Raw genomic sequence first — 22149 nt, forward strand, 5'->3', positions numbered from 1 at the left:
GCGCCGGTGTTGCGGGATGCGCTGGCCCGGTCGCAGATCGACTTGACGCTGCGCAGCCGCCGAAGACGCGGCAGAGCTTTGCCGGGATCTCGGCCACGACGTGGAGACCGCCCGGCCGGACTATGACAACGCCGCGCTGAAGGCCGCCTGGTTCACCGTCTCCGCCGTTTCGGTGGCCCGCGGCGTGGCCGGTTTCGCCGCCGCGCGCGGCATCGCGGATCCGCTGGCGCTGCTCGAGCCGGTCAATGCCGAATGGGTGCGCCGCGGCGGAGCCATCTCCGGCACGGAATACCTCGGCGCGGTCAGCCTGCTGCACCAGACCAGCCGTGCCATGGGCCGGTTTTTCTCCGCCTTCGACATCTACCTGTCGCCGACGACGGCGCAGATCGCGCCGCCCTTGGGCTGGCTCGCCGGGGACGGGCTGGAGCCTGGCGCCTTCTTCGACCGGTTCTGGGCGCATGCGCCGCTGACCGCGGTGTTCAACGCCTCGGGCTGTCCGGCGATGAGCGTGCCGCTCTGCTGGACCGAAGGCGGCCTGCCGGTCGGCGTGCAGTTCGGTGCCGCCTATGGCCGCGACGAGCTGCTCTATTCCCTCGCCGGCCAGCTCGAGGCGGCGCGGCCCTGGGCGACAGTCCCTGCGCCAGATGTCCGGGCCGTCCGCCGTCCTGCACGCTCAGCAGCCCGTCGGCGCGCAGGATCTCGAGCGCGCTCATCCCAGGACCTCCAGCGTCGCGCCGCCGAGGCCGTCCTCAGCCGCGGCCAGCGTCTCGTACTCGTCTGCGGAGACCGGGACATAGCGGATCGCGTCGCCCGCACGGAGCGGAACCGGCGGTTCGCGGCCCGGCAGGAAATTTCGGAAGGCGGCGCGCCCGACCTGGCGCCAGCCGGTGGGACTGGCGGCGGTGAACATCACGATCTGGCGCACCGCGATGGTCAGCGCGCCTGCGGGCACTTCGGGGTTCAGCGCCGACATGCGCGGGAAGTTCCAGCGCTCGGGCAGCAGGCCGATATAGGGCTGGCCGGGCGCGAAGCCGATCGCCAGCACCCGGAGCTCGGCGGCGCAGATCTGGCGCACGGCCTCTTCCTCGCGGGTTCCGGCAAGCTCCGCCACCTCGGCGAGCTGCGGGCCGTGGTTCCCGCCGAAGGCCACCGGGATGTGCCAGCGCCGCTGCGGCGCCGGTGCTGCCAGAGGGCCGTCGACGGTCCGCAGCGCGATTTCCTCCAGCTCGGCGAGCCCCTGCGCGCCCGGGTCATGCAGGTGGATGTCGATGCCCTTGCCGTGGCGCGCGGCCAGGCCGAAGACGATGTCGAGATGCGCGGCGGGATCGCCGTCGATCCCCGCCGGATCGAGCCCGCCCACGAGATCCGCGCCCTCGCGCAGGGCCGCGTCCATGAGGGCCGCGGTGCCGGGATCGCGCAGGATGCCGCTTTGCGGAAAGGCGACGATCTCGATGTCCAGGAGGTCCCGCAGCGCCTCGCGCAGGCGCAGCAGGTCGTGGAGGCCCGAGAGCCCGGATTGCGTGTCGATGTCGACATGGCTGCGGACCCGCGTGGTGCCGAGCGCCGCGATGTGGCGTGCCAGCGCCATCCCGCGACCGTAGACCGGAGGCAGCGCCGGACGGCGGGCGCGTTCGAGCGCAATGCGTTCCGCCACTGTTCCGCCGCGGGCATGCGCCTCGAAGGGCAGGCCCCAGAGCGTCTTGTCGAGATGGATGTGCGAGTCGGCCAGCCCGGGCAGGACGGCCAACCCGGCGCAGGGCTCGGCCGGGCCTTCCGGCGCGGGCCCGGCGCTGGCGCTCGGCTCGCATCTCGACACGGTGCCGGATGGCGGCATCTATGACGGCCCGATGGGCATCGTGCTGGCGCTCGGCGCCATCGAGGAGGTCGGGCCGGAAAACCTGCCTTTCCCGGTCGAGATCCTCTGCTTCGGCGACGAGGAGGGCGTGCGCTTCGGCACCTCGGTCGCGGGCAGCCTGGCGCTGAGCGGCCAGACCCGTGCCGGCGCGCTCGATGCGGTGGACCACGACGGCATCACCCTGCGCCGGGCGGTGGCGGAGTACGGGCTCGACCCGGACCGGCTGCTCGATGCCGCGCGCAAGCCCTCGGATTTCCTCGGCTATGTCGAGCTGCATATCGAGCAGGGACCGGTGCTCGACCGCGCCGGGCTTCCCGTCGGCGTGGTCACCGGAATCGCGGGATCGACCCGCGCCTGGATGAGCTTCACCGGCGAGGCGGGCCATGCCGGCACGGTGCCGATGGCGCTGCGCCGCGATGCCTTCCTGGCGGCGGCGGAACTGGCGCTCGGGATCGAGGCGATCGCGCTGCGCCACGGGGTCGTTGCCACGACCGTGGCCCGGCGCCGGGCCGCTGCCGTGGCCGGAGGCAGAACGGTCGCTTCCGGACCGGCTCAGGCTGCCGTCCGGCGTCCCCGTCCGGCATCAGCATGGCGCAGATGCCCGCCAGGGTGAAGGCCGCGCTGGCCAGCACCGCTTCGTGCCAGCCGCGGAAGAAGCCGGCGTCGCCCGCACCTGCCAGGATCAGAGAGATCAGCGCGATGCCGATCGCGGAGCCGAGATAGCGCGCGGTGTTGTTGGCCGCCGATCCCATGGCGGCGCGTTCGGGCGGAACGCTTTCCACAGCGGCATGGCCGAGCGACGCGTTCAGGATGCCGTTCGACACTCCCGCCAGGAACAGTCCGGGCAGGACGGCGGCCCAGCCGGTGCCGTTCCCGGCGAGCAGCAGCAGGAGCTGCGCAGCCATGCAGCCGCCGAGCGACAGGACCGTGCGGCTGCGCGCCGGAAGCCATGCCGGCAGGAACCGCGCGCCGAGCGCCGAGAGGACGGTGACCGCCGACCAGGCCAGGAGAATGAAGGCGGCATCGAGCGGCGACAGCCCGGAGCCGCGCACCAGCACGGTCGGCACCCCGCCCGCGCCCGCGACGGCTTCGCCGCCCGCGAAACGGCAGGCTTCGAGATGAAGGGCCCGCAGGATTTCCTGACCGAGACCGACCTGGCCGTCGAAGCGCTGATCCGCGGCGAGATCGCCCGCGCCTTCCCCGGCGACGCCATCCTGGGCGAGGAGGGCGGCGGCACGCCCGGCCCGGCCACCTGGGTGATCGACCCGATCGACGGCACCGCGAATTTCGCCCGCGGCGTGCCGCATTTCTGCGTGATCGCCGCCTTCTGCGCCGAGGGCGACTGCCTGCTCGGCGCCATCCACCAGCCGGTGCTCGACGAGCTCTACCTCGCCCGCAAGGGCGGCGGCGCCACGAAGAACGGGCGGGCGATGCGCGTCTCCGCGGTGCCGGACATGAGCGCCGCCTGCATCGAGATGGGCTGGTCGCACCGCCATGCCGTTGCGCCCTATCTGGAGGCGCAGCGCCGCGTGCTGGAACAGGGCGCCAATATCCGCCGCGGCGGCTCGGGCGGGCTGGCGCTGGCGCATGTCGCCGAGGGCTGTTCCGACGGCTATCTCGAGATCGCGATGAACAGCTGGGACTCCCGGCCGCCGAGGTGGCGCGCGCCCGGTTGGGCGGGGCGGGGATCAGGCCTGCAGAAGCGCCCTTGCGGCCTCCCGCGCGGCTTCGGTCACGCGGTCGCCGGAGATCATCCGGGCGATTTCGTTGATGCGGGTCTCGGGGGCGAGGGGGGTGACGGTGGAGAGCGTCACGCCATCCTCGACCCGTTTCTCGACGCGCCAGTGATGGTTGCCGAGCGCGGCGACCTGGGGCGAATGGGTGACGACCAGAACCTGGGCATTGCCCTCGGCCAGCGCCGCCAGCCTGCGGCCGACCGCATCCGCCGTGGCGCCGCCGACGCCGCGGTCGATTTCGTCAAAGATCAGCGTCAGGCCGTGGCTGTCGGTGGTCAGGCAGACCTTCAGCGCCAAGAGGAAGCGCGACAGCTCGCCGCCGGAGGCGATCTTCTCCAGCGGTCCCGAGGGCGCGCCCGGGTTGGTGGCGACGCGGAAGGCGACGCTGTCCTGGCCGTCGGGGCCGGGCGGGGCGGCGGAGATTTCGGTGGCGAAGACGGCGCGCTCCATCTTCAGGGGCGCGAGCTCGGCCATCACCGCGGCATCGAGCCCGCCTGCAGCGCGCCGCGGGCGGAGCGCCGCCGGAGGCGCAGCCGCAGACGCGGCGCCCCGCTCAGATCTGCTTTTCGGGGATCCGCACGACCAGCCCGTCCAGCGCGGGCGTGACGGTCAGCTGGCAGGTCAGCCGCGAGCTGCCCGGCTTCGGCTCGAAGGCGAAATCCAGCATGTCCTCTTCCATCGTCTCGATCCCCGGCAGCTTGCCGGTCCAGGCCTCGTCGACATAGACATGGCAGGTCGAGCAGGCGCAGGCGCCGCCGCAATCGGCGTCGATGCCCGGGACGTTGTTGTCGCGCGCGCCTTCCATCACCGTCAGCCCGACAGGCACCTCCACCACATGTTCCGTGCCGTTATGCTCGATATAGGTGATCTTGGGCATGCTCGTTCCTCAAACTGGCTCAACTGCGACAGGACCCATTTAGGCGATGGCATCCCGCTTGGCCAGATCCGCGGGCCGCTTGCAATCCCGCCATGATGTTCTGAAAATGTTCTCATGTTGTCCGAATCGCCTCCCTCCTGGCCGCGCCCGCCCGCGGCGCTGCCCGCCGCCTGGCTCGGACGCCCGCCCGCCGGCGAGCAGCGGCTGGCGCCGGGCCAGGGTACGCCCGGCCAGGCGCTGATGCAGCACCCGGCGGCGGGCACCGCCGCCCCCCATGGCAGCGAGATCCTGGTCGTCTTCGGCGTGGCCGCGCCGAAGGACCAATGAGGAGGAGGCAGAGATGGCCGATATCAAGTCCCTTGTCGGCGACGTGGTCGCCGCGCCGCTGGGAGAGGTGATCGCCTCGGTCGGGCAGGGCGTGGCCGACGCGCAGCATGCGCTCGACGAAGGGTCGCTGGCGGCGGTGCTCGACATCTATGCCGAGAGCGACGACGCCAAGCTGAAGCTCCTGCAGGAGATCGGCTACCGCCCGACCTTCTATGCGCTGCCCGAGACCACCGGCGAAGTGCGGGTGACGCTGCGCCTCGGCCAGGGTGCGGCCGGGCAGGGCACCGGCACGGCGGTGCGCAAGGCAGCGGTGCCCGCGATCCAGGCCGTGCCACTGCGCACCGGGCTGAATGCGCGGATCGGCAACCGGCTCTACGCGACGCCGGTCGATGCGGGCTATGCGAACCGCTTCGGCTATGCGGCGGATGTCTCGGCCAAGCTGACTTTCAACTGCGGTCGTCAGCTGATTTGCGCAACAGCGCCCGGCAGAACCGCCACCGCTTCCGTCCATCCCGCCACGCCAAGCAGCGTCAGCGCAACCCTGGTCGGCCCCGGATCGCGCCGATTGGCCCCAAGGCGCCGCCCCCGCTGGCTGTGCACCGGATCAACGGCGCATGGAGCCGTTCCCTCCGCAGGCCGCCACGGCAAGCCGGACTCCCGTTGGCTCCGGCCGCACCGCCCTGCATTGCCGACAGGCGCAGGCCCGAACGACGCCAGCTCGGCCGTTGCCATGGCTGCACCGGGATTGTGCCGGGCGCTGATCCCGGCCTTCCTTCAAGTGCTTCCGGAAGGCTCGGCGGACGCCGCGCACCGGACCCTCGGCACGCCCGAATGGCAAGCGGATGCCTGATCCGGTCACGACGTCATCCGTCGCCGACAGGCTCAGGCCGCAACGGAGAACCGCCTGGGGACACCGCCGCATCCGCCGCGCGCAGCTGCGGCCGAAACACGCCGCAGGCAAATGGCGACGGGCCCTCTGCACGCGCGCAGTGCAGGCGGCTGGCGACGCGCTCCGACGGCATAGCCGTCCGCTCCGCCCGCCCCCGCGGGGGTGCATGACCGCGATGCCTCGCCGCTGCCGCGGCTCAGCGCGCTGCCGGTCCGCGACCGCTGGACCACGCTGCTGGGGCCGGTCCGGCGCTTTTCCTTCACCCGCAACCCGTTCACGCGGGTGCTGTCGGGCTATCTCGACAAGATCGTCGCCAGCGACTGGGAACGCCCGCGCCACCTGCCCCGGCTTGGCTTCGCGCCCGATGCCAGGATCGATTTCGCCACGTTCCTCGAGGCGCTGGCCGCCCGCCCGGAACGCGCCCGCGACATCCATTTCGCCGGGCAATGCCGGCTGCTGATGATCGGCGACTTCTCCTACGATTTCCTCGGTGCCTTCGAACGCTTCGACGCGGATTTCGCCGAGGCCAGGCGGCGCTATTACGGCGAGGACGCGGAAGCGCCCCCCGCCTCCGCCGGGCGCCGCCATGCCACCGGGGCGGGGGCCAAGCTCGCCGAGCATTACGGGCCGGCCGAGATCGCGCTGGTGCGGGACATCTATGCCAGGGATTTCGAGCTCCTGGGCTATTCCGAAGAGCTGGCCGATGCCGCCGAGCCGCCGGCGCGCCCGGCCCCGCGGCACAGCCGGGCCGGCCTGGGTCAGGTCCGGGCGGTGGCGAAGATCGCCCGCACGGCGAAGGACACCGATCCGTCGGCATTGAGGTAATGCGCCAGCGGTTCGGCGGCGGCCTGCCGCAGCCGCTCCATGATCCCGCCATCGACCATCTCCGCCAGCGTCCAGCCGCCGATCTCGGTGTCGAGCCAGGCGTCGAGCGACGGGTGGCGCAGGGAGCCGGTGCGCGGCTCGATCTGCGGGTCATGCAGCCCGGCCGCCGCGAAGAGCGAGGCGATCCGTGTGCGGTCGCCCATGCCGAACGGTGCCTTGAGCGCCTCCGCTCCGGCCTCGCCGACGATCTTGCCGACCAGCGGGATCAGGTCGCAATAGCCCGGCGATCTCGGCCAGCTGTCGAAGACCGCGACCGCGACATGGCCGCCGGGACGGGTGACGCGGGCCATTTCCCGCAGCGCGGCCGCCGGATCGGCGAAGAACATCAGCCCGAACTGGCAGGTCACCGCGTCGAAGGCGTCGTCGGGAAAGGGCAGCGCCTCGGCCGGGGCCTGGCGGAAGGCGATGCCGGGCGCCAGCGGGCGGGCGACCGCCAGCAAATCCCGGAAGCCGATGGGTTCTGCAACAACGCCCTTCTGTCGGTCAGTGGTCTCATGCCTAGGTCCTCCCGTTCTTGGGGCGCTCAAGGGGCGCAATCGCAGTTTTCGCGGTGGAAGCCTGCATTGGCTGGTGCGACCAGATGAGACATGCGGAATAGGGCAGGCAATCGCATAAGTAATTGTTACAAATGGTAGAACGCGCCATAGAGTGACGTAGTGTCGGCAGGCGTACGCCAGTGGGAACACTTGCCAAAACCACATTGTGAACGTAGCCCGCGTTCCGGGCGGAAAAGGGCAATACCTCATGGAAGCACTTGTCGGCGCGGTCCTCACGGCCGGAGAAAACGCGCTCTATACCGCGCTCTACATCTTCATGCCGCTGATGGTCGTGCTGATGGTCATGCTGCGTTTCCTCGAGGGCTGGGGCTTCCTTTCCTGGCTGGAGCGCGTGCTGGCGCGGCCGATGCGGCTCTTCGGGCTCGGCGGGCTCGGCACGCTGGCGATCCTGCAGGCGCAGTTCGTCTCGGCGGTCGCGCCGGTGCCGGTGCTGGCGATGATGCAGGCGCGCGGCCATTCCGAGCGGCGGCTGATAGACACCGGTGACAACCCCATTGAAAACCACCGCATCCAGCCCGATGAAGATGCCATGCTGCATCCGGTCTCTCCCCATTCCCGAAGCTCGGCACCGGCTCATCCGGCGGCGCCCGCCTCGAAGGAGAATGCCGCGGCAGAGCTTCCTCGGTGGCGTGCTGACCGGGCTGGATCACTGCACGACGTTCCGGGCGCGCCTGCGCGCCAGGAAAGCGCCGTTCGACAGCATCGCCATCTCGCGAAACCGGCGCCTGCTCCATGCGGGCACCGGCTGCCGGACGACCGGTTCGCCGAGCGGATGGCGGAGGGACGGTCGCGCCGGTCCGGAGGCGGCGGGAGCATCGGCGATGTCGAACCCGCTCCGCGGGAATTGGACCCGAGTGATCCGGGACGGGGGGATCGGGCGGCTTGCCGCCCGGACTTCGGCGCCATCGGGTTGTACCGAGCTGTGCATCGGGGCGCCCGCGCCAAGGTGTCAGGGAAAGGTGGTGCCGCGGTTCAGGGCGCGGGCTTCGGCTGCGGTGGCGCGCTGGATGCCGAGCTGCAGCGGATCGGCGGCCGGCACCGGCGTGAAATCGGGCGGACCGGACTTGACACCCGGTCCGAAATCCCGCGACCACCTCTAGCTGTCCATCTTTCGGCCCGCTGACTAGGACAGGTTGCGTTCGGCCGCGCGCTGTGGCCGATCTCGGGCTCGATGGCCGAGCGCCGCCGCAGGTCCGGCGCCAGCTTCGGCATCACGCCGCGGCGCTGGCTGCTGATCAGGATCTTCGTTGCCGTCACCTTGTGTCCGCGGCGACCGCGGCCGGCCACGGCGAGCTCGGCTACCGTGCCGGTGAGAGCCTCGACCTGCTCCGGCGCGGCCCCGAGCGCATGGCCGTCACAGGGATTGCCGGGAAAGCTTCGCGCACCGGCCGCGAAGCCCTCGTCCAGCGCCGTCGCCAGGCTGGCCTTCAGCCGAACTCGCAGCGCACGCGCGCCTTGCCCTCGGAGATGCAACCTACCGCGAGCCCGTGCAGCGCGTGGAACTTGCCCTGCCTTCCGGCTTCCGGTGCAAGAACCGCAGCATCAGCGTGATCTTCGCCACCACTTTGTCGCGCAGGATGCCCTCGGGGATGGCGCCGAGATGCCGGCGCAGGCCCTTGCCCCGGAGCACCGGGTGGCGGGCAATCAGCGCCCCATCGGCGGCACCCGCACGGTCGTGCTGCACGGCCCGGAGGGCGGGATCGCGGCGACCGCGCATTGCTATTTTCCGCACGGCCCGCACAGCCCGCATGTCCGCGACGCCTGGGTCGGACTCGTCGCCGTCGCGCCGGAATTCCGCGGCTGCGGGCTCGGCACCCGGGCCAATGCCGAGGGCATCCGGATGGCGCTGGACGATCTTGGCGCCACGGCGGTGCACGAACTGGTCTCGGAGACCAACATCGCCTCGCGCCGGATGATGGAACGCTGCGGGCTGTCCCGCGACGCGCAGCGGGTCTGCGCCATGGCCATTGCCGCAGATTCGGCGAAGTTCACCCGCTAGGGGCATGGCGGGATCGCCCCCGCGGCGCCCCCAGTCGCTTGGCCTGTCCCCCCGCGGCCAGGGACCGGTCCCGGCAGACGTCCAGGCCCGCGCCTTGGGCATCGGGCCGGGTCCGGCAAGGCGCTTCCCGGCATGACCTCGCATCCCTCCCGGGCGGTCATCCGCGGTTCCCGGACCGGCACGGCATTTCCCGCGTGGCATGGCGGCAGCCACGGGGCGCTGTTGCAGGGCTCAGCGGCTTCCGGGATTCGAACGCCGCCTGCCATTCGCCGAGATGCACCCAGTGCAGCCGGTTCGGCGCCAGGATCCAGGCCGGGTCGCCCAGGGCCCGCACCGCCTCCGCAAGCCCCGGCTGCAGCGCGACCGGCGAGTGCAGCAGCAGCCTGCCGCCGATCCGGATCACCGTCATCCGCGTGGTGAAGGGCAGCCGCCCGGGGCCGTAGCGCATCGCGATCCCGGGGCCGTCGACGATCCACAATTCCGGCGCCAGAGGTTTCGGCACGCAAAGCGGCGCATAAGGGACAAGCTGGTCCGCCAAAGAGGCAAGCTCCTGTTTGCAAAGCAGTTACCACGAGCGGAAGAAGTCCCGCCGGGCAACTCCGATTTTACGCTTTGCCAAGCTCCTTGGGCAAGAAGGGACGCATCCCAGCCGCGAGGAGCCGCCATGATCCGGATGTGCCTGCCCGATGACCGACCGCCCCCGCCCGATGCGGCGGCGCTCTGCCAAGCGCTCGAAGCCGAGCGCATCTGCCTCGAGCGGCGCCGCTCCGAACAATGGCTGGCCCGCGACCTGGTGGACAGCATCGCCCTGCGCGTCGCCGCGCTGGCAGCCGAGCTGGACGCCATGGCGCTGCGGAACACCGCCGGCGTCCATGCCGGGCTCGCCCCCGGCATCGGCTTCGCGCTGAAAAAGCTCCTGCGCCTCGCCATCGTGCTCCTTGGCCTGCAGCTGACCCTGGCGCAGATCGGCGGGATAGGGCCGGGCGGCATCGCCGCCATCGTGCTGACCCTCGCCGCGACGCTGGCCTTCACCAAGGCGATGGGCCGGGTTCTGGGGGTCGAGCCGCGGCTGGCCGAGCTGATCGCGGCGGGCACCTCGGTCTGCGGCGCCTCGGCGATCCTCGCCTGCAACACCGTGACCCGCGGGCGCGACGAGGATGTCGCCTATGCCATCGCCTGCGTCACGGTCTTCGGCTCGCTGTCGATGATCCTCTTTCCGCTGCTGGCCGGGCCGCTGGGACTTGCGCCGCAGGACTTCGGCCTCTGGGCCGGGGCATCGATCCACGAAGTCGCGCAGGTCGTCGGCACCGCCTTCGCGGGCGGCGAGGCGGCAGGCCAGACCGGCACCATCGCCAAGCTCTCGCGGGTGATCCTGCTGGCCCCGGTTGTCCTGTCGCTCGGGCTGATGGCCCGCCGCCGGGACCGAAGCGGCCCCCGCGCCCGGTGCTGCCGGTCACGCGGGTCGAGGCCGATCTGGGCGGCGCGCCGGGGCGGCTCTATGCGATGGCGGACGATCCGACCTACCGGCAGGACTGGCCGCTGATCGCGGCCGGACCGCAGGTCTGGGACCGGCTGGCCGCGGGCGAAGGCGTGCTGGTCAACGAACAATGGGCGATCCGCGCCGGGCTGTCCCCGGGCGATGCCGTGCAGATCGACGGGGCGGACCGCGAGGTGCTGGGCATCTATGCCGATTACGGCAATCCGCGCGGCCAGGCGATCCTTGGCCTCGACGCCTTCCGCGCGGCTCATCCGGAGGTGGCGGAGACCCGCTTCGCGCTGCGCTTCGGCGGCGATCCGGCGGCAGAGGCGGCGCGGCTTGTCGATCAGGGCCTGCGCCCCGATCAGGTGACCGACCAGGCGGCGGTCAAGGCCGAGTCCCGCGCGGTCTTCGAGCGGACCTTTGCCGCGACCGATGCGCTGAACGTGCTGACCCTGGCGGTGGCGGGCTTCGCGATCTTCACCTCGCTACTGACGCTGCAATCGCTGCGCCTGCCGCAGGTCGCGCCGCTCTGGGCGCTGGGGCTGACGCGCCGCCGCCTGGCCGCCGCGCCCGGCCGCTTCGAGCGCCGCTGCGCAGCCGGTGAACCCGGCGCCGATCACCAGCAGGTCGGCGGCGGCATCGGTGGCCAGCGGTGCCGTCCGGAGTCTTTCGCGGCGCGAATGCCGCCAGAGGTTCGGCTCCCCGCCGGGAGAGCCGGTCATGCCGGAACTCTGACGTTTTGCTCCAGAATGTCCGGGCGGGCGGCGGCAGCGGCAATGCAGGCAGATGTCATGGAAGCGGGCCTTTGGCAGAAAAACTCCGTGCATTCTTGCGCCGGCGGCCCTAGCCGGAAAAGCGAGAAGATTGCACCATGGTTGGAGGTTTTCGAACATGAGCATCCCGCGGAGGTTCCTGCCATCGATCAGCAGCCTCGTGGCCCTGGAGGCGGTGGACCGGCTGGGCTCGGCCGTGGCGGCGGCCCAGGACCTGTCGCTGACGCATTCGGCGGTCAGCCGCCAGCTGAAGGTTCTGGAGGAGCAGATCGGCGTGCCGCTGTTCCGGCGCGACGGCAAGGGGCTGGCGCTGACCCCGGCTGGGGCAGGCTATGCGCGGGCGGTGCGCGGGGTGCTCGAGGATCTCGGCCAGGCCAGCCTGCGGCTGCGCCGGTCGCGGCGGCCGCAGAGATTGCCCTCGATGCCGACCGCGCCGACGATGGCGAGGATGCCCGACACCGCCTGCGGCAGGCCGAAGCCCGCCAGCGCGTGCAGCGCGCCGTTGAGGATCGCGACCACGATGGTCAGCCCGATCAGGGCCAGCGTGAAGCGGAGGGGCTGGAAGCTGTAGCTCATGTCCTGGTCCCGGCTCAGGCGCGGGCCGCGTCCATGCGGCGGCGCATCTCGCCGATCGCGCCCTCGAGCCCGAGGAAGATCGCCTCGCCGATCAGGAAATGGCCGATATTGAGCTCGCGCATCTCCGGGAAGGCAGCGACCGGCGCCACCGTGTCATAGGTCAGCCCGTGCCCGGCATGGACTTCGAGCCCCAGGGAATGGGCGAAGGCCGACATCTCGCGCAGGCGCTCCAGCTCGGCATCGCGCTCGGAAAAGCGGCCCTCGGCATGGGCATCGCAATAGCCCCCCGTGTGCAGCTCGACCACCGCCGCGCCGATCCGCGCCGAGGCCTCGATCTGCGCGCGGTCGGCGGCGATGAACATCGACACGCGCGATCCGGCGTCGCGCAGCGGCGCGATGTACCCGGCCAGCCGCGCCTCCCTGATCGCCGTGGCCGGTGCGCCGGGCTCGGGCAAGTCGCGGCTGGCGGAGTTCCTGGCCGAGGGGCTGAACGCCGGCTGCCCGGGACGGGCCGAGGTCGTGCCGATGGACGGCTTCCACTATGACGATGCCGTGCTCGCGGCGCGCGGGCTGCTGCCGCGCAAGGGATCGCCGGAGACCTTCGACGTTGCGGGCTTCGACCATCTGCTGGCGCGGCTGAGGGCCAATGACGAGCCCGAGGTCGCGATTCCGGTCTTCGACCGCAGCCTCGAGATTTCCCGCGCCGGGGCGCGGATGATCGGCCGCGGGGTCGAACTCCTGGTGGTCGAGGGAAACTACCTGCTGCTCGGCAAGGCGCCTTGGGACCGGCTGGCGCGGCATTTCGACGAGACCGTGTTCCTCGATGTTCCGGCCGACGAGCTGGAGCGGCGGCTGCGGCGGCGCTGGACGGTGAAGCATGCGCTGCCGCCGGAGGAAGCCGAACGCAAGCTGCGCGGCAACGACCTGCCCAATGGCGAGACGGTGCGCCGGATGAGCCGTCCGGCCGGCTGGACTGTGGGGCCTGCGCCCTGAGGAGCTGCGGGCGCGCTGCAGGCTGCGGTCTCCCCAGGTGTTGGTCCACATGTCCATGCCGCCCAGCGTCAGCGACGCGGCCAGGCCGTATTTCGACCAGAGCGGCTTGACGTTGCGCACCGGCTTCAGGTCCTTGCCGATCGCGCCCTCGCGCACCTCGGTCTCGTAGCCCGAAAGCTCGTCGCCCTCGCGGCCCGCCTTGATCGCCGCATGCGCGGCCTCGGCCGCCGCCATGCCCGAGAGCATCGCGTTGTGGTTGCCCTTGATGCGCGGCACGTTGACCATGCCCGCCGAGCAGCCGAGCAGCGCGCCGCCCGGGAAGGTCAGCTTCGGCAGCGACTGCCAGCCGCCCTCGGTGATCGCCCGCGCGCCGTAGGCCACGCGCTTGCCGCCCTCGAGCAGCTCAGCGACCATCGGATGGTGCTTGAAGCGCTGGAATTCCATGTAGGGGAAGAGATGCGGGTTGGCGTAGTTCAGGTGGACGACGAAGCCGACATAGACCTGGTTGTTGTCGAGATGGTAGATGAACGACCCGCCGCCCGCATTGGAGCCCAGCGGCCAGCCCATCGTGTGGGTGACCGTGCCCTCGCGGTGCTTCGCCGGGTCGATCTCCCAGATTTCCTTCATGCCGATGCCGGCGCCCGTCGATCTTCCCCGAGCCGCTGCGCGACGCCGTGGGCGGCGGCCCCGAGCAGGTGTCCTGGCGGCCGATGGGCATGGGCGTGCGTCAATCGATCCTGGCGGAAACCGCCGGCGCCTCGGTGCGGCTGCTGAGCATTCCGCCCGGCGCGGCGGTGCCCGATCACGGCCATCGCGGCATGGAGATGACGCTGGTGCTCCAAGGCGCCTTCGAGGACGAGTTCGGCCAGTACCGCCGCGGCGACATCGAGGTCGCGGACGAGGAGGTCGAGCACATGCCGCGGGTCATCGGCGACGAAACCTGCATCTGCCTGGCGGCCACTGCGAACCGGCTGCGCTTCCACAGCCTGCTGCCGCGGCTCGCCCAGCCCTTCCTGCGGATCTGACCCGCTCGGGACGCCGCCCCCGGACATCGTCTTCAGCGTCGGCCCGCCTGCCCCGGGCGCTGCCAACGCGGCCTGCGGCTTCCGGGCAGGGCCGGGCGCGCGGAGCATGCCTCCCGGCAATCATCTGCGCCTCTTCGGCAGTCCGCTCAGACGCTCGAATCCGGTCTGCGGGCTACGTGCCGGAATGAACTGATGCGGTGGATGCCCCATCCAACGGCCGCGCTTCATCTGGTCCAGCGGCGGCAGCCAGGCGCGCCAATGCGGCGGGGCCAGCCGCTGGACGCGGCCGCCCTCCTGGTCGATCAGGATCGGCGCGTCATGGCCGACCGTGTCGCGCAGGTCGCCGGTCAGGCGGCGCAGCTGCTCGGGGTCCTGGATATTGCGGGAGAAGAGAATGAAGCCATAGGGACGGGTCTCGGCGAAGAAGCCCCGCTCCCATGCGGAAAGCTCGGACCCTTCGAGCCCGAGGATCGCTGCGGAAAGCGTCATGGATCAGCGGACCTGCACCGGAATGCAATCGGCACCGCCGGCTTCCAGCGACGAGCAGAAGCGGCGGCTGTCGGCCAGGTCATCGAAGCCGTGGACGCGCAGGCGGTAGAACACCTTGCCGTTGCGCTCGGTGCGCTCGATGACGCGCTGCTTGCCTTCGAAATAGCCCGGGAAGCGGCCGGAGAGACGGCCCCATTCCGATTGCGCGGTGCCCTCGCTGTCATAGGCGCCGAGCTGCACCAGACGGGTGCCGATCGCCAGCAGGCCCGGGTCGACGTCGAGCGCGCGCTGCGGCGCGGGCGCGGCGGGCGCGGTATAGGAGGCGCGGCTGACCAAAGCGCTGCCGCCATTCCGGGGCGGCCTGGCAACGCGGTCACGGCGGTGCCCGGATTGGTGGCGCGGACTGCGAGCCGAGGCGCCGCTGCATTGTTCCGGGCGTCGCCGCGTCTGCCGTTGCGGAGGCGGGGCCGGGCAGGCTGTCGGTCCGATCCCCGGAAGCGGTGCGGCCGCCCAGGGCTTTCCGGCACTTGATCACGGCTTCCCCACGACGCCCTGCCGCACCGTCCGGAGCATTCCGACGCCGCACCGGATGTCCGGCAGACCGTTCGGGCACCGCAGGCGCTCTTCCGTCCGGAGGTGGTTCTTCCCTGCGGTGCGGGGAGCCTGGCGGCTGCCCGGGCTCTTTGCCTGGCCCAGAAAGCAGCAACGGCGGATGCAGAAGCCGCCGGACAGGGGCACAGGGGCTGGAGGCTTCGCCGGTGACGCTGCCGGTCTGCCGGGCGGGAGCTGGCCGCAATGCGTGCGCAAGGGAGAAGATCGGACGCGCTCCGGGGGATCGCTCGACCGAGGCCGGAGCTGCCTTGCTTGCGGGCCGGGCGGGCCCCTGCTGCCCGGATGCCGCGTTGAGCCAGCCCTTGGCCGAAGGGGCCTTGCCGTGCCGGCCGGAACCGGCCGAGCCGAAAGATCCAGAGCCGACGCCCGCCGCCATGACGAAGCCCCCCGAGGCAGGGGCGCCGCCGAAGCAGGGCGGCAAGTAACCCGCCATGGAGGTGCTCTCCGACATCGACCAGGCGCCGCCCGCGGTCGGCATCGAGGCGTTCCGGCGCGCGACGGGCTTCCTCGAGGCGGATGCCAGCCAGGATGCCGCGCTCCTCGACAACCTGCGGGCGGCGCAATCGGTCGTCGAGACCGGCACCAACCGTCCGCTCGGTCCGGTGCGGGTGCGGATCTCCGAGCGGCTGCCCGCCGGGGCTTCCCGCTGGTTCCTGCCCTGCGCGCCGGTGTCGGAGATCCACTCCGTTGCCCTCGAGGCCGATGGCGTTTCCGCCTTCGCCGACGGGTGGCGCCTGGAGCGCGGCCGCGACGAGCCGGTGCTCGTCCTGCCATCTCCCCTGGAGCGCGAGGCGCTGATCACCGTCGAGGCCGAGGCCGGGCATTCGCGGACGGACCTGCCGCGGCAGATGGAACAGGCGATCATCCTGATCGCGCGCGACTGGCAGGAGGCGGAGCTGGCCGTCGACGAGCCGCGCCCGGCGCGGGTCAGCTTCCGCGGCGCGGCCCGTTCCGGCGCGCAGCTTGTCCCAGGCCGCGGCATCGAAGCTGGCGAGGTCCTCGAAGGCGAAGCGGCGCGACCGGCCCGGGGCGAGCCCGGCAGCGATCTCGGCGGACTCGATCGGGAAAGTGCCCGATCCGCACATCGGATCGACCACCGCCTGGCTGCCGTCGAAATCCATCCGCCCGAGGAAGGCCGCGGCGAAGGTCTCGCGCAGCGGCGCCTTGCCGACCTGCTCCTTGTGGCCGCGCCGGTGCAGCGGCTCGCCGGAGGTGTCGAGGCTGATGGTGCAAAGGTCGTCCTCGATCCGCGCCTTGACCACGATCGCCGCTTCCGCCGAGATGGTGACGCCCGCGGTTTCGCTGATCGCCCGGCCGATCCGCTCGGCCGCCGCGCCCTGGTGGTAGATGCGCGACCGCTTGCAGGCGACCTCCACCCGGACCGCCAGGTCCGGGCGCAGGATGCGGTCCCAGCCGACCTTGCGGGCACGCTTGTCGAGCTGCGCCAGATGAGGCGCCCGGAAGGACGCCACCCGGATCAGCACCCGCGAGGCGGTGCGCAGATGCAGGTTCGCCGTCCAGACCTCGGGCCAGCCGCCGCTGGCCCGGCGCTTTTGGGGACATTACGGGCGGCGGTTGCAGCATGCTGGAGGTACAGCAGCCCAGCAACCAGCCGCGGCGGCGCGGCCGGACGGCCGGTCTTCGACGGGAAGACCTGGACCACTCGCGTTCGAAGACCTCCCAGTCGATCAGCCCGGCGAGCTTCGCCAGGTCGTGGCGCGGATCGATCATCTCGGCCAGACGCGTCCGGAGAAGGTCAGTCCACCGGCTTGCGCCGTGCCGCTGGCACGGCGCTCCCCCGAATTGTCCGGGCGGGCGCCAGCGGTGTTTCATCGGCGGCCGGAGATTGCAGGGTTTTGGCCTGAGTCGTGCTCTTCCTCGCAGGGCATGGCAAAGGAAACAGGACGAAATCCGCAGGATATCAATGCAATGAGACTTGTCCGGGGCAAACGCACTCAGCTGCGGGAGCAAACCTCCGCGACGAGGTCGGCCGACGCTTCGGTGCCGTCGACACGGGTCCAGGACACCTCGCCGGTGCCGCGCGCCAGCTGCGCTTCCAGAACCTCCGCCGTGGCATCCGAGACCCCGCCCCTGCGCGCCGCGACGCGGGCACGCAGGGTGCCGGGCGGAACGTCCAGCCAGACCCCCGCGAAGCCGCCCGCCCGTGCCGCCGCCGGCTGGCCGGATTTCGCCGCTGCGATGGCAACCAAGGCGGACTGGCCTGCCGCTCTGGGATTGGCCCGGAGCTGGTACGAGCCGCATTTGGACCGCCTGCACGAGGACGCCGAGACGCGCCGCGCCGACCTGATGCAGATCGAGCAGATCGCCGCCGGCTATCCCTCGGCCGAGGCCTTCCTGACCGAGCTGGTGCTCGACCCGCCGGAGGCCTCGGGCGGCCGGGCGGGCGTGCCGCTGAAGGACGAGGACTACCTGATCCTCTCGACCATCCATTCCGCCAAGGGGCAGGAATGGAAATCGGTGCATCTGCTGAACGCGGTGGACGGCTGCTTGCCCTCGGATCTGGGCACCGGCAGCGAGGCCGAGATCGAGGAGGAACGGCGGCTCCTCTATGTCGCGATGACCCGCGCCAAGGACCGGCTGGCGCTCGGCCTGCCGCTGCGGTTCTACGTCACCCAGCAGGGCCGCAACGGCGACCGCTACGTGCATGCGATGCGCACCCGCTTCCTGCCGCGCGAGATCCTCGGCCAGTTCCGCGCGGAGACCTGGTCGCCCGACCAGGGCGGCGGCGCGGCCCCGCGCCCGAAGCCCGGCGGAGCGGATCGAGGCGCGGATTCCCGTCGCCGCCGATCCGGCCGGGCTGGGCCTCGGCGCCGAGGATGTCATCCTGCTTGCGGTCAAGACCCAGGACAGCACCGCCGCGCTGGAGCGCCTGGCCGCGGCCGGGCTGCGGGACCAGCCGGTCTACTGCACGCAGAACGGGCTGGCCAACGAGCCGCTCGCGGCGCGCTATTTTCCGAACATCCACGGCGTCAACGTGATGATGCCCTGCGCGATCGCCGGTCCCGGCCATGTCCGCACCTTCGTCGGGCCGCGCTTCGGCATGTTCGACATCGGCTGCTGGCCGGGCGGCACGGATGCGTCCGACAAGGCGCTGGCCGGGGCGCTGAGGGCCGGCAATGTCGCCTGCGAGACTTGGGACGATGTCATGGTCTGGAAGCGCGGCAAGCTGCTTCTGAACCTGTCGAACGTCATCGACGCGGCGGTCGGGCCGGAGGCGGAGGATGCCGCCATCCGCAAGGCGGCGCGCGACGAGGCCGAAGCGGTCTACCGCGCGCTCGGGCTCGGCTGGCGGACCATCGACGCGGATGATCCCCGGCGGGAGCAGATCCGTCCGGGCGAGATCGCCGGGGCGCGTGCTCTGCCTCACGCCGGGCGCACCCCGGAAAGGAGCTGCGGTCCTGCACTGCGCCCGGGGACGCGCTGTCGCAGGGAAGTCCGTGGGCCCTGCCATGCGCCGGACACGGCGCGTCCCCGGGGCGCGGCAGCCACGGGGACGTCCCGCGGCCATGCCGTCGCAACCCCGTGAGTGCAAGCTTGCCCGGCCGCCGTCTCCCGTTCCGTTCTCCGCCCTGCGCATTTGCACTGCCTTGCGCCCGGTGCCGACGGAACAGAGGCTTGAGGGAAATCATGAGAGCAAGACAGCTCAGGCGGGTCCACGGTGCCCCCGCAGGCGGAACCCGTCCCGAGTTGGCCAGAACGTTGCCGGACACGGCCAATCTCAGTCGATGCACGGCTGCCCTTGCCGTGCTGGTTCCGGCCAGTCCTGCCGGGCAGGCTACATCGGCAGCCTCCCGGCAGTCCCACGACGGAAGTCCGCCTCCGGCTTGGCCGGAGCGATTGGGGCGCCCGCTGCCATCGGATGCAACCCTACCGGTCAAGACCGCGGAACCGGCGCGGCAGGCGGCGCGGCCCGCCGCGTCCCGGGCATCGGCCAGCCCGATCGGCGCATGCCGACGCTGGACGCCAGCACTGCCGGGGTTCCCGCGGGCAGCAGCCGCGCCCAGAGGCCGTCGGACCAGCCCGCCGCGAAGAGCGCGGAAAGCAGGAAAATCGCCGCGACATGCAGCGCCTGGTCGGCGAGATAGCTCCAGAGCCGCCCGGGTTCGAGCCGGGTCTTGGCGGCATCGGTGGCCATGTGCAGCAGCGTCAGAACCGCCACCAGCGGCAGGGCCGCGGGGGCCAGCCCAAGCGCCAGCCAGCTGGCGGCGAAGACGATCGCCCCGTGCAGCGCCAGCACCGAGAAGCGGCGCTTGTTCTCGACGATCCAGTCGGTCTGGAAGGCGTAATCGGCCAGGACATGTGCCAGGAGCAGGGCAGCGGCAGTCTCAAGCATGATGGCGTGCAGGCGTCAAAACAAGCCTCAGGGTTTGTATTTTGAAAAACAAGCCCTGTAACTTGTAATTTGCACTGCAGGGCGGGTGTCAGCCGGACGGCGTTTCGGCCCAGGCCAAGGCCTGTTCTAGCGCCCAGAACCCCGCGAGGTCCAGCCGGTCCTGGACCGCCTGCTGGGTCAGGCCGAGCCCTGCGCCGATTTCCGCCTGCGTCGGCGCGCCGGGCGGCAGGGCGCGGGCCACCCAGTCCCGGAGCCAGGGGAATGGTCACTGGAGGCCGGTTGCAGAAGTCGTTCATCACGCGCAGCGTCATGTTCGGGGCCACGAAGTCTTCGACCGTGAAGCCATGCTCGGCAGCGAAGACCATGAAGTCGTTTGCGGCGGCGTCGGGCAGCCCCGAGGTGCTGTTGCACCCGATCGATGCTGTTCGCGATCTCGCCTTGGGCGTCCTGCATGCCCTGCCGCGAGGCGTACGTGATGATGCTGTCGCAACGTTACCGTGGAAAAACGGCAGTCTCAGCAAATCCGGCCCTTGACGCTGTCCGCCGTGCACAATAATCACGCTTCACTCCTTGGCGGAGTAGCTCAGTTGGTTAGAGCAGCGGAATCATAATCCGCGTGTCGGGGGTTCAAGTCCCTCCTCCGCTACCAAATACCCAGTCTCCTTAGAGATCAATGACATGGCGGCCCGCGGGCCGCCTTTCGTTTATGCAAATCACGCTCGAACGGTGTCATGTGATTGGGTGTTATTTGGGGCGCTTTAGGTGTATCCGTGGGCGGATGTCCCCGATTTCTTCCCAGCTTTGGGCAAATTTGCCCATCGGGTGGAGTGCGCCCCTGCGGGTGGACCAGGTTGGCCGCCTGCCGGGCGGCGCCTGACACAACTCTCGCCGTGGCGTGATCCGGCGCGCGCGCTTCGCGCTGGCCAAGGCCGGATCCCCGCCTTACTCCTTGGAGCATGACCCAGGACATTGCCGCCGCGCCGCCCTCCGCCGCCGACCTCCTTGCCCGCGAGCTTTACGATGCGGGGGTGCGCCACGCGTTCGGCATGCCCGGCGGCGAGGTGCTGAGCTTCGTCGCGGCCCTCGAACGCGCGGGCATCGAATTCGTGCTGGTCAAGCACGAGAATTCCGGCGGCTTCATCGCCGAGGCGGTGCATCACCGCACCGGCGCACCCGCGCTTCTGGTCGCGACGCTGGGGCCGGGCGCGCTGAACGCGGTGAACGTGGTCGAGAATGCCCGCCAGGACCGGGTGCCGATGATCGTGGTGACCGGCGCGGTCGATGCCGCGGAGGCGCAGAGCTACACCCATCAGGTGCTGGATCAGCAGGCAGTGTTCCGGACCGTCGCCAAGGGCAGCTTCTGCATGGTCCCCGAAGCCGCCGGAACGATTGCCGCCAAGGCCGTCGCGCTGGCCATGGCGCCGCGGCCCGGGCCGGTGCATGTCGACCTGCCGATCCGCGCGGCCGATGCGCCGGCCCGCTCGATGCGGTGGCGGCAGGCAGCGGCTCCAAGCCTGCGGGCAAGTCGGCCCCACGCAAGCCGCCGCAGGCCTCGCTCTTCGACGACTGACGTGGCGTCTCACGCCGGGCCGTTCCGCGCGAGGGAGACGCGTACGGTCCGGACGGCCGCCGCTCAGGTGCCCAGATAGGGCGCCGGGCAATGCATCGGTTCGGTGGAGCGCTGCACCTCGTAGAGCCAGCTGCCCGCCGGATCGCTGTCGGCGCGGGCGCCGAGCCGTCCGCCGTCATGGACGAATTGCCAGCATTGAAGCGGAATGCCCTCGCCGTAATCGAAGCAGATCTGCCCGCCCGCTTCGAACCAGACGCCTTCCTGGCAATCGCCGCCGAACTGGCGCCAGATCACCTTGCGGCCCGGCAGGTACTGTTCCATGCCGTAGACCCGGCCGTCATGGGCATAGGTGACCGTATGGCCGTCGACATAGGCGCCGAATTCCTCGCCAGACATGGCGGAGGGCTCCGCCGCCGCGGCCGGCGCTGCCAGCAGCGCCAGCACCGCCGCCATTCCGTGCATCCGTCGCGTCATCGCAGCCTCCGTCTCCGCGCCCGGCCGAGGCTAGCCCGGATCGCCGCCCCCCAAGCCGCCGAGCCTGACCGCGCTCTTCAAGGGGCCCTCGGGCACCGGCAAGACCATGGCAGCGGGCGCGGTGGCGCGCGCGCTCGGCCTGCCGCTCTTCCGGGTCGATCTGGCGGGGATGGTGTCGAAATACATCGGCGAGACCGAAAAGAACCTCGACCGGCTCTTCGCGGCGGCCGACCATGCCGATGTGGTGCTGTTCTTCGACGAGGCCGACGCGATCTTCGGCCAGCGCTCCGAGGTGCAGGACAGCCACGACCGCTATGCCAATCTCGAGGTCTCCTACCTGCTGCAGCGGCTCGAAGCTTTCGAGGGCGTCTCGATCCTCGCCACCAACCTGGCGCAGAACATCGACGCGGCCTTCCTGCGCCGGATCGACATGGTGGTCGAATTCCCGGCCCCGTCAGCTTCGGACCGCCGCGCGCTCTGGGCGCGGGGGCTCGCGGGCGGCGTGCCGGCGGAGGAGGAGATCGATCTCGACCTGCTTGCGGGATTCGAGCTCACGGGGGGCGAGATCCGCAATTGCTGGCTCTGGGCGGCGCATCTGGCGGCGCGGCAGGGCGGGCCGGTCGGCACCTTCCGGCTGCTGCAGGCGGTTTGGGCGGAGCTGGCCAAGCAGGGCCGCCC

General features: G+C 71.1%; 23 protein-coding genes, 1 tRNA gene and 11 pseudogenes. 18 read left to right on the plus strand and 17 right to left on the minus strand.

Going from position 1 to position 22149, the window contains the following annotated elements; translation table 11 throughout:
• Positions 1-100: 100 nt before the first annotated feature.
• A pseudogene (locus C7T91_RS39915) lies at positions 101-526 on the plus strand (hypothetical protein); the annotation flags it as partial.
• A 183-nt stretch (positions 527-709) separates the two neighbouring features.
• Here the strand turns inward: C7T91_RS39915 and C7T91_RS23510 are convergent.
• On the minus strand, positions 710-1747 hold the full coding sequence (locus tag C7T91_RS23510) for a carboxyltransferase domain-containing protein (RefSeq protein WP_161556073.1): 1038 nt from the start codon (positions 1745-1747) through the stop codon (positions 710-712).
• Between C7T91_RS23510 and C7T91_RS23515 the strand changes: the two genes are divergently transcribed.
• Entirely contained in the window at positions 1713-2468 is a 756-nt protein-coding gene (locus C7T91_RS23515) for a M20/M25/M40 family metallo-hydrolase (RefSeq protein WP_161556074.1), read from the plus strand. The genes C7T91_RS23510 and C7T91_RS23515 overlap by 35 nt on opposite strands.
• 100 nt (positions 2469-2568) lie before the next feature.
• Here the strand turns inward: C7T91_RS23515 and C7T91_RS39920 are convergent.
• Positions 2569-2922 (minus strand): annotated as a pseudogene (locus C7T91_RS39920) (MFS transporter); the annotation flags it as partial.
• A gap of 51 nt (positions 2923-2973) precedes the next feature.
• Between C7T91_RS39920 and C7T91_RS38680 the strand changes: the two are divergent.
• A pseudogene (locus C7T91_RS38680) lies at positions 2974-3489 on the plus strand (inositol monophosphatase family protein); the annotation flags it as partial.
• A gap of 54 nt (positions 3490-3543) precedes the next feature.
• On the opposite strand, the pseudogene C7T91_RS38685 reads toward C7T91_RS38680, so the two are convergent.
• Positions 3544-4098: pseudogene (locus tag C7T91_RS38685) on the minus strand (DNA repair protein RecN); the annotation flags it as partial.
• 46 nt (positions 4099-4144) lie between these two features.
• Positions 4145-4468 (minus strand): 2Fe-2S iron-sulfur cluster-binding protein, encoded by a 324-nt coding sequence (locus C7T91_RS23530; RefSeq protein WP_108261591.1) that lies wholly within the window; start codon positions 4466-4468, stop codon positions 4145-4147.
• A gap of 117 nt (positions 4469-4585) precedes the next feature.
• On the opposite strand from C7T91_RS23530, the gene C7T91_RS23535 reads away from it, so the two are divergent.
• From C7T91_RS23535 to C7T91_RS23545, 3 genes are all read left to right on the plus strand, one after another.
• Complete coding sequence (locus C7T91_RS23535; RefSeq protein ID WP_161556076.1) at positions 4586-4795, plus strand: hypothetical protein; 210 nt, start codon at positions 4586-4588, stop codon at positions 4793-4795.
• Between the two features lie 13 nt (positions 4796-4808).
• A complete protein-coding gene (locus C7T91_RS23540) occupies positions 4809-5645 on the plus strand; it encodes a hypothetical protein (RefSeq protein ID WP_108261595.1) in 837 nt (278 codons plus the stop codon).
• Positions 5646-5846: 201 nt separating this feature from the next.
• Positions 5847-6509, plus strand: coding sequence for a sulfotransferase family 2 domain-containing protein (locus C7T91_RS23545; RefSeq protein ID WP_108261597.1), 663 nt, complete (start codon positions 5847-5849; stop codon positions 6507-6509).
• On the opposite strand, the gene C7T91_RS23550 is transcribed toward C7T91_RS23545, so the two are convergent.
• A complete protein-coding gene (locus C7T91_RS23550; protein WP_236638438.1) occupies positions 6443-7009 on the minus strand; it encodes a methyltransferase domain-containing protein in 567 nt (188 codons plus the stop codon). The two genes, C7T91_RS23545 and C7T91_RS23550, sit on opposite strands and share 67 nt — an antisense overlap.
• 304 nt (positions 7010-7313) lie before the next feature.
• Between C7T91_RS23550 and C7T91_RS23555 the strand changes: the two genes are divergently transcribed.
• Both C7T91_RS23555 and C7T91_RS23560 read left to right on the plus strand, forming a co-directional pair.
• Entirely contained in the window at positions 7314-8249 is a 936-nt protein-coding gene (locus tag C7T91_RS23555) for a nucleoside recognition domain-containing protein (RefSeq protein ID WP_108261601.1), read from the plus strand.
• A 477-nt stretch (positions 8250-8726) separates the two neighbouring features.
• On the plus strand, positions 8727-9125 hold the full coding sequence (locus tag C7T91_RS23560; RefSeq protein WP_108261603.1) for a GNAT family N-acetyltransferase: 399 nt from the start codon (positions 8727-8729) through the stop codon (positions 9123-9125).
• A 157-nt stretch (positions 9126-9282) separates the two neighbouring features.
• Here the strand turns inward: C7T91_RS23560 and C7T91_RS23565 are convergent, their stop codons facing one another.
• Positions 9283-9663: a hypothetical protein gene (locus tag C7T91_RS23565; protein WP_108261605.1), complete on the minus strand. Its 381-nt coding sequence runs from the start codon at positions 9661-9663 to the stop codon at positions 9283-9285.
• A gap of 126 nt (positions 9664-9789) precedes the next feature.
• Between C7T91_RS23565 and C7T91_RS23570 the strand changes: the two genes are divergently transcribed.
• A complete protein-coding gene (locus C7T91_RS23570; RefSeq protein WP_236638439.1) occupies positions 9790-10668 on the plus strand; it encodes a YeiH family protein in 879 nt (292 codons plus the stop codon).
• A gap of 422 nt (positions 10669-11090) precedes the next feature.
• On the opposite strand, the gene C7T91_RS23575 is transcribed toward C7T91_RS23570, so the two are convergent.
• Positions 11091-11327: an FAD-binding protein gene (locus C7T91_RS23575; protein WP_108261607.1), complete on the minus strand. Its 237-nt coding sequence runs from the start codon at positions 11325-11327 to the stop codon at positions 11091-11093.
• Positions 11328-11496: 169 nt separating this feature from the next.
• Between C7T91_RS23575 and C7T91_RS40460 the strand changes: the two are divergent.
• A pseudogene (locus C7T91_RS40460) lies at positions 11497-11769 on the plus strand (LysR family transcriptional regulator); the annotation flags it as partial.
• 199 nt (positions 11770-11968) lie between these two features.
• Here C7T91_RS40460 and C7T91_RS23585 read toward each other — a convergent pair.
• Positions 11969-12376: pseudogene (locus tag C7T91_RS23585) on the minus strand (pyridoxine 5'-phosphate synthase); the annotation flags it as partial.
• Between C7T91_RS23585 and C7T91_RS23590 the strand changes: the two are divergent.
• On the plus strand, positions 12351-12947 hold the full coding sequence (locus C7T91_RS23590) for a nucleoside/nucleotide kinase family protein (RefSeq protein ID WP_201742223.1): 597 nt from the start codon (positions 12351-12353) through the stop codon (positions 12945-12947). The pseudogene C7T91_RS23585 and the gene C7T91_RS23590 sit on opposite strands and share 26 nt — an antisense overlap.
• A gap of 30 nt (positions 12948-12977) precedes the next feature.
• Here C7T91_RS23590 and C7T91_RS23595 read toward each other — a convergent pair.
• Positions 12978-13583, minus strand: a pseudogene (locus tag C7T91_RS23595) (NAD(P)/FAD-dependent oxidoreductase); the annotation flags it as partial.
• A 38-nt stretch (positions 13584-13621) separates the two neighbouring features.
• Between C7T91_RS23595 and C7T91_RS23600 the strand changes: the two are divergent.
• Positions 13622-13972 carry a cupin domain-containing protein gene (locus C7T91_RS23600; RefSeq protein ID WP_236638440.1) on the plus strand — a complete coding sequence of 117 codons (351 nt, stop codon included), beginning with the start codon at positions 13622-13624 and terminating at the stop codon, positions 13970-13972.
• A gap of 120 nt (positions 13973-14092) precedes the next feature.
• Here the strand turns inward: C7T91_RS23600 and C7T91_RS23605 are convergent, their stop codons facing one another.
• The 5 genes and pseudogenes from C7T91_RS23605 to C7T91_RS23625 all read right to left on the minus strand — a co-directional run bounded on the left by C7T91_RS23605 (position 14093) and on the right by C7T91_RS23625 (position 17283).
• Positions 14093-14461: a hypothetical protein gene (locus C7T91_RS23605; protein WP_108261615.1), complete on the minus strand. Its 369-nt coding sequence runs from the start codon at positions 14459-14461 to the stop codon at positions 14093-14095.
• A gap of 3 nt (positions 14462-14464) precedes the next feature.
• On the minus strand, positions 14465-14797 hold the full coding sequence (locus C7T91_RS23610) for an SPOR domain-containing protein (protein ID WP_236638441.1): 333 nt from the start codon (positions 14795-14797) through the stop codon (positions 14465-14467).
• Between the two features lie 1226 nt (positions 14798-16023).
• Positions 16024-16611, minus strand: a pseudogene (locus tag C7T91_RS23615) (THUMP domain-containing class I SAM-dependent RNA methyltransferase); the annotation flags it as partial.
• A 41-nt stretch (positions 16612-16652) separates the two neighbouring features.
• Positions 16653-16906 (minus strand): annotated as a pseudogene (locus tag C7T91_RS39930) (hypothetical protein); the annotation flags it as partial.
• Positions 16907-17028: 122 nt separating this feature from the next.
• The gene (locus C7T91_RS23625; protein WP_108261619.1) at positions 17029-17283 is read right to left on the minus strand and encodes a hypothetical protein; all 255 of its coding nucleotides are present in this window, start codon (positions 17281-17283) and stop codon (positions 17029-17031) included.
• 97 nt (positions 17284-17380) lie between these two features.
• Between C7T91_RS23625 and C7T91_RS36790 the strand changes: the two are divergent.
• Together C7T91_RS36790 and C7T91_RS23635 are read left to right on the plus strand one after the other, a co-directional pair.
• Positions 17381-17668, plus strand: a pseudogene (locus tag C7T91_RS36790) (3'-5' exonuclease); the annotation flags it as partial.
• A gap of 70 nt (positions 17669-17738) precedes the next feature.
• Positions 17739-18620 carry a ketopantoate reductase family protein gene (locus tag C7T91_RS23635; RefSeq protein WP_108261621.1) on the plus strand — a complete coding sequence of 294 codons (882 nt, stop codon included), beginning with the start codon at positions 17739-17741 and terminating at the stop codon, positions 18618-18620.
• Between the two features lie 348 nt (positions 18621-18968).
• Here C7T91_RS23635 and C7T91_RS23640 read toward each other — a convergent pair whose 3' ends face one another.
• Together C7T91_RS23640 and C7T91_RS32875 are read right to left on the minus strand one after the other, a co-directional pair.
• Positions 18969-19427, minus strand: coding sequence for a DUF3307 domain-containing protein (locus tag C7T91_RS23640; protein ID WP_108261623.1), 459 nt, complete (start codon positions 19425-19427; stop codon positions 18969-18971).
• Positions 19428-19515: 88 nt separating this feature from the next.
• The gene (locus C7T91_RS32875; RefSeq protein ID WP_161556078.1) at positions 19516-19668 is read right to left on the minus strand and encodes a hypothetical protein; all 153 of its coding nucleotides are present in this window, start codon (positions 19666-19668) and stop codon (positions 19516-19518) included.
• Positions 19669-19706: 38 nt separating this feature from the next.
• Between C7T91_RS32875 and C7T91_RS23645 the strand changes: the two genes are divergently transcribed.
• The 3 genes and pseudogenes from C7T91_RS23645 to C7T91_RS23655 all read left to right on the plus strand — a co-directional run.
• Positions 19707-19961, plus strand: a complete 255-nt coding sequence (locus C7T91_RS23645) for a hypothetical protein (protein ID WP_145962998.1) — start codon at positions 19707-19709, stop codon at positions 19959-19961.
• Positions 19962-19999: 38 nt separating this feature from the next.
• Positions 20000-20076: transfer RNA gene (locus tag C7T91_RS23650), tRNA-Met, on the plus strand.
• 307 nt (positions 20077-20383) lie between these two features.
• Positions 20384-20935, plus strand: a pseudogene (locus tag C7T91_RS23655) (thiamine pyrophosphate-binding protein); the annotation flags it as partial.
• Between the two features lie 125 nt (positions 20936-21060).
• On the opposite strand, the gene C7T91_RS23660 reads toward C7T91_RS23655, so the two are convergent.
• Positions 21061-21471 carry a hypothetical protein gene (locus tag C7T91_RS23660; RefSeq protein ID WP_145962999.1) on the minus strand — a complete coding sequence of 137 codons (411 nt, stop codon included), beginning with the start codon at positions 21469-21471 and terminating at the stop codon, positions 21061-21063.
• A 106-nt stretch (positions 21472-21577) separates the two neighbouring features.
• Between C7T91_RS23660 and C7T91_RS23665 the strand changes: the two genes are divergently transcribed.
• A partial coding sequence (locus C7T91_RS23665; RefSeq protein WP_145963000.1) for an ATP-binding protein occupies positions 21578-22149 on the plus strand: 572 nt, incomplete at its 3' end.

The organism is Mangrovicoccus ximenensis, assembly GCF_003056725.1.
GTDB lineage: Bacteria > Pseudomonadota > Alphaproteobacteria > Rhodobacterales > Rhodobacteraceae > Mangrovicoccus > Mangrovicoccus ximenensis.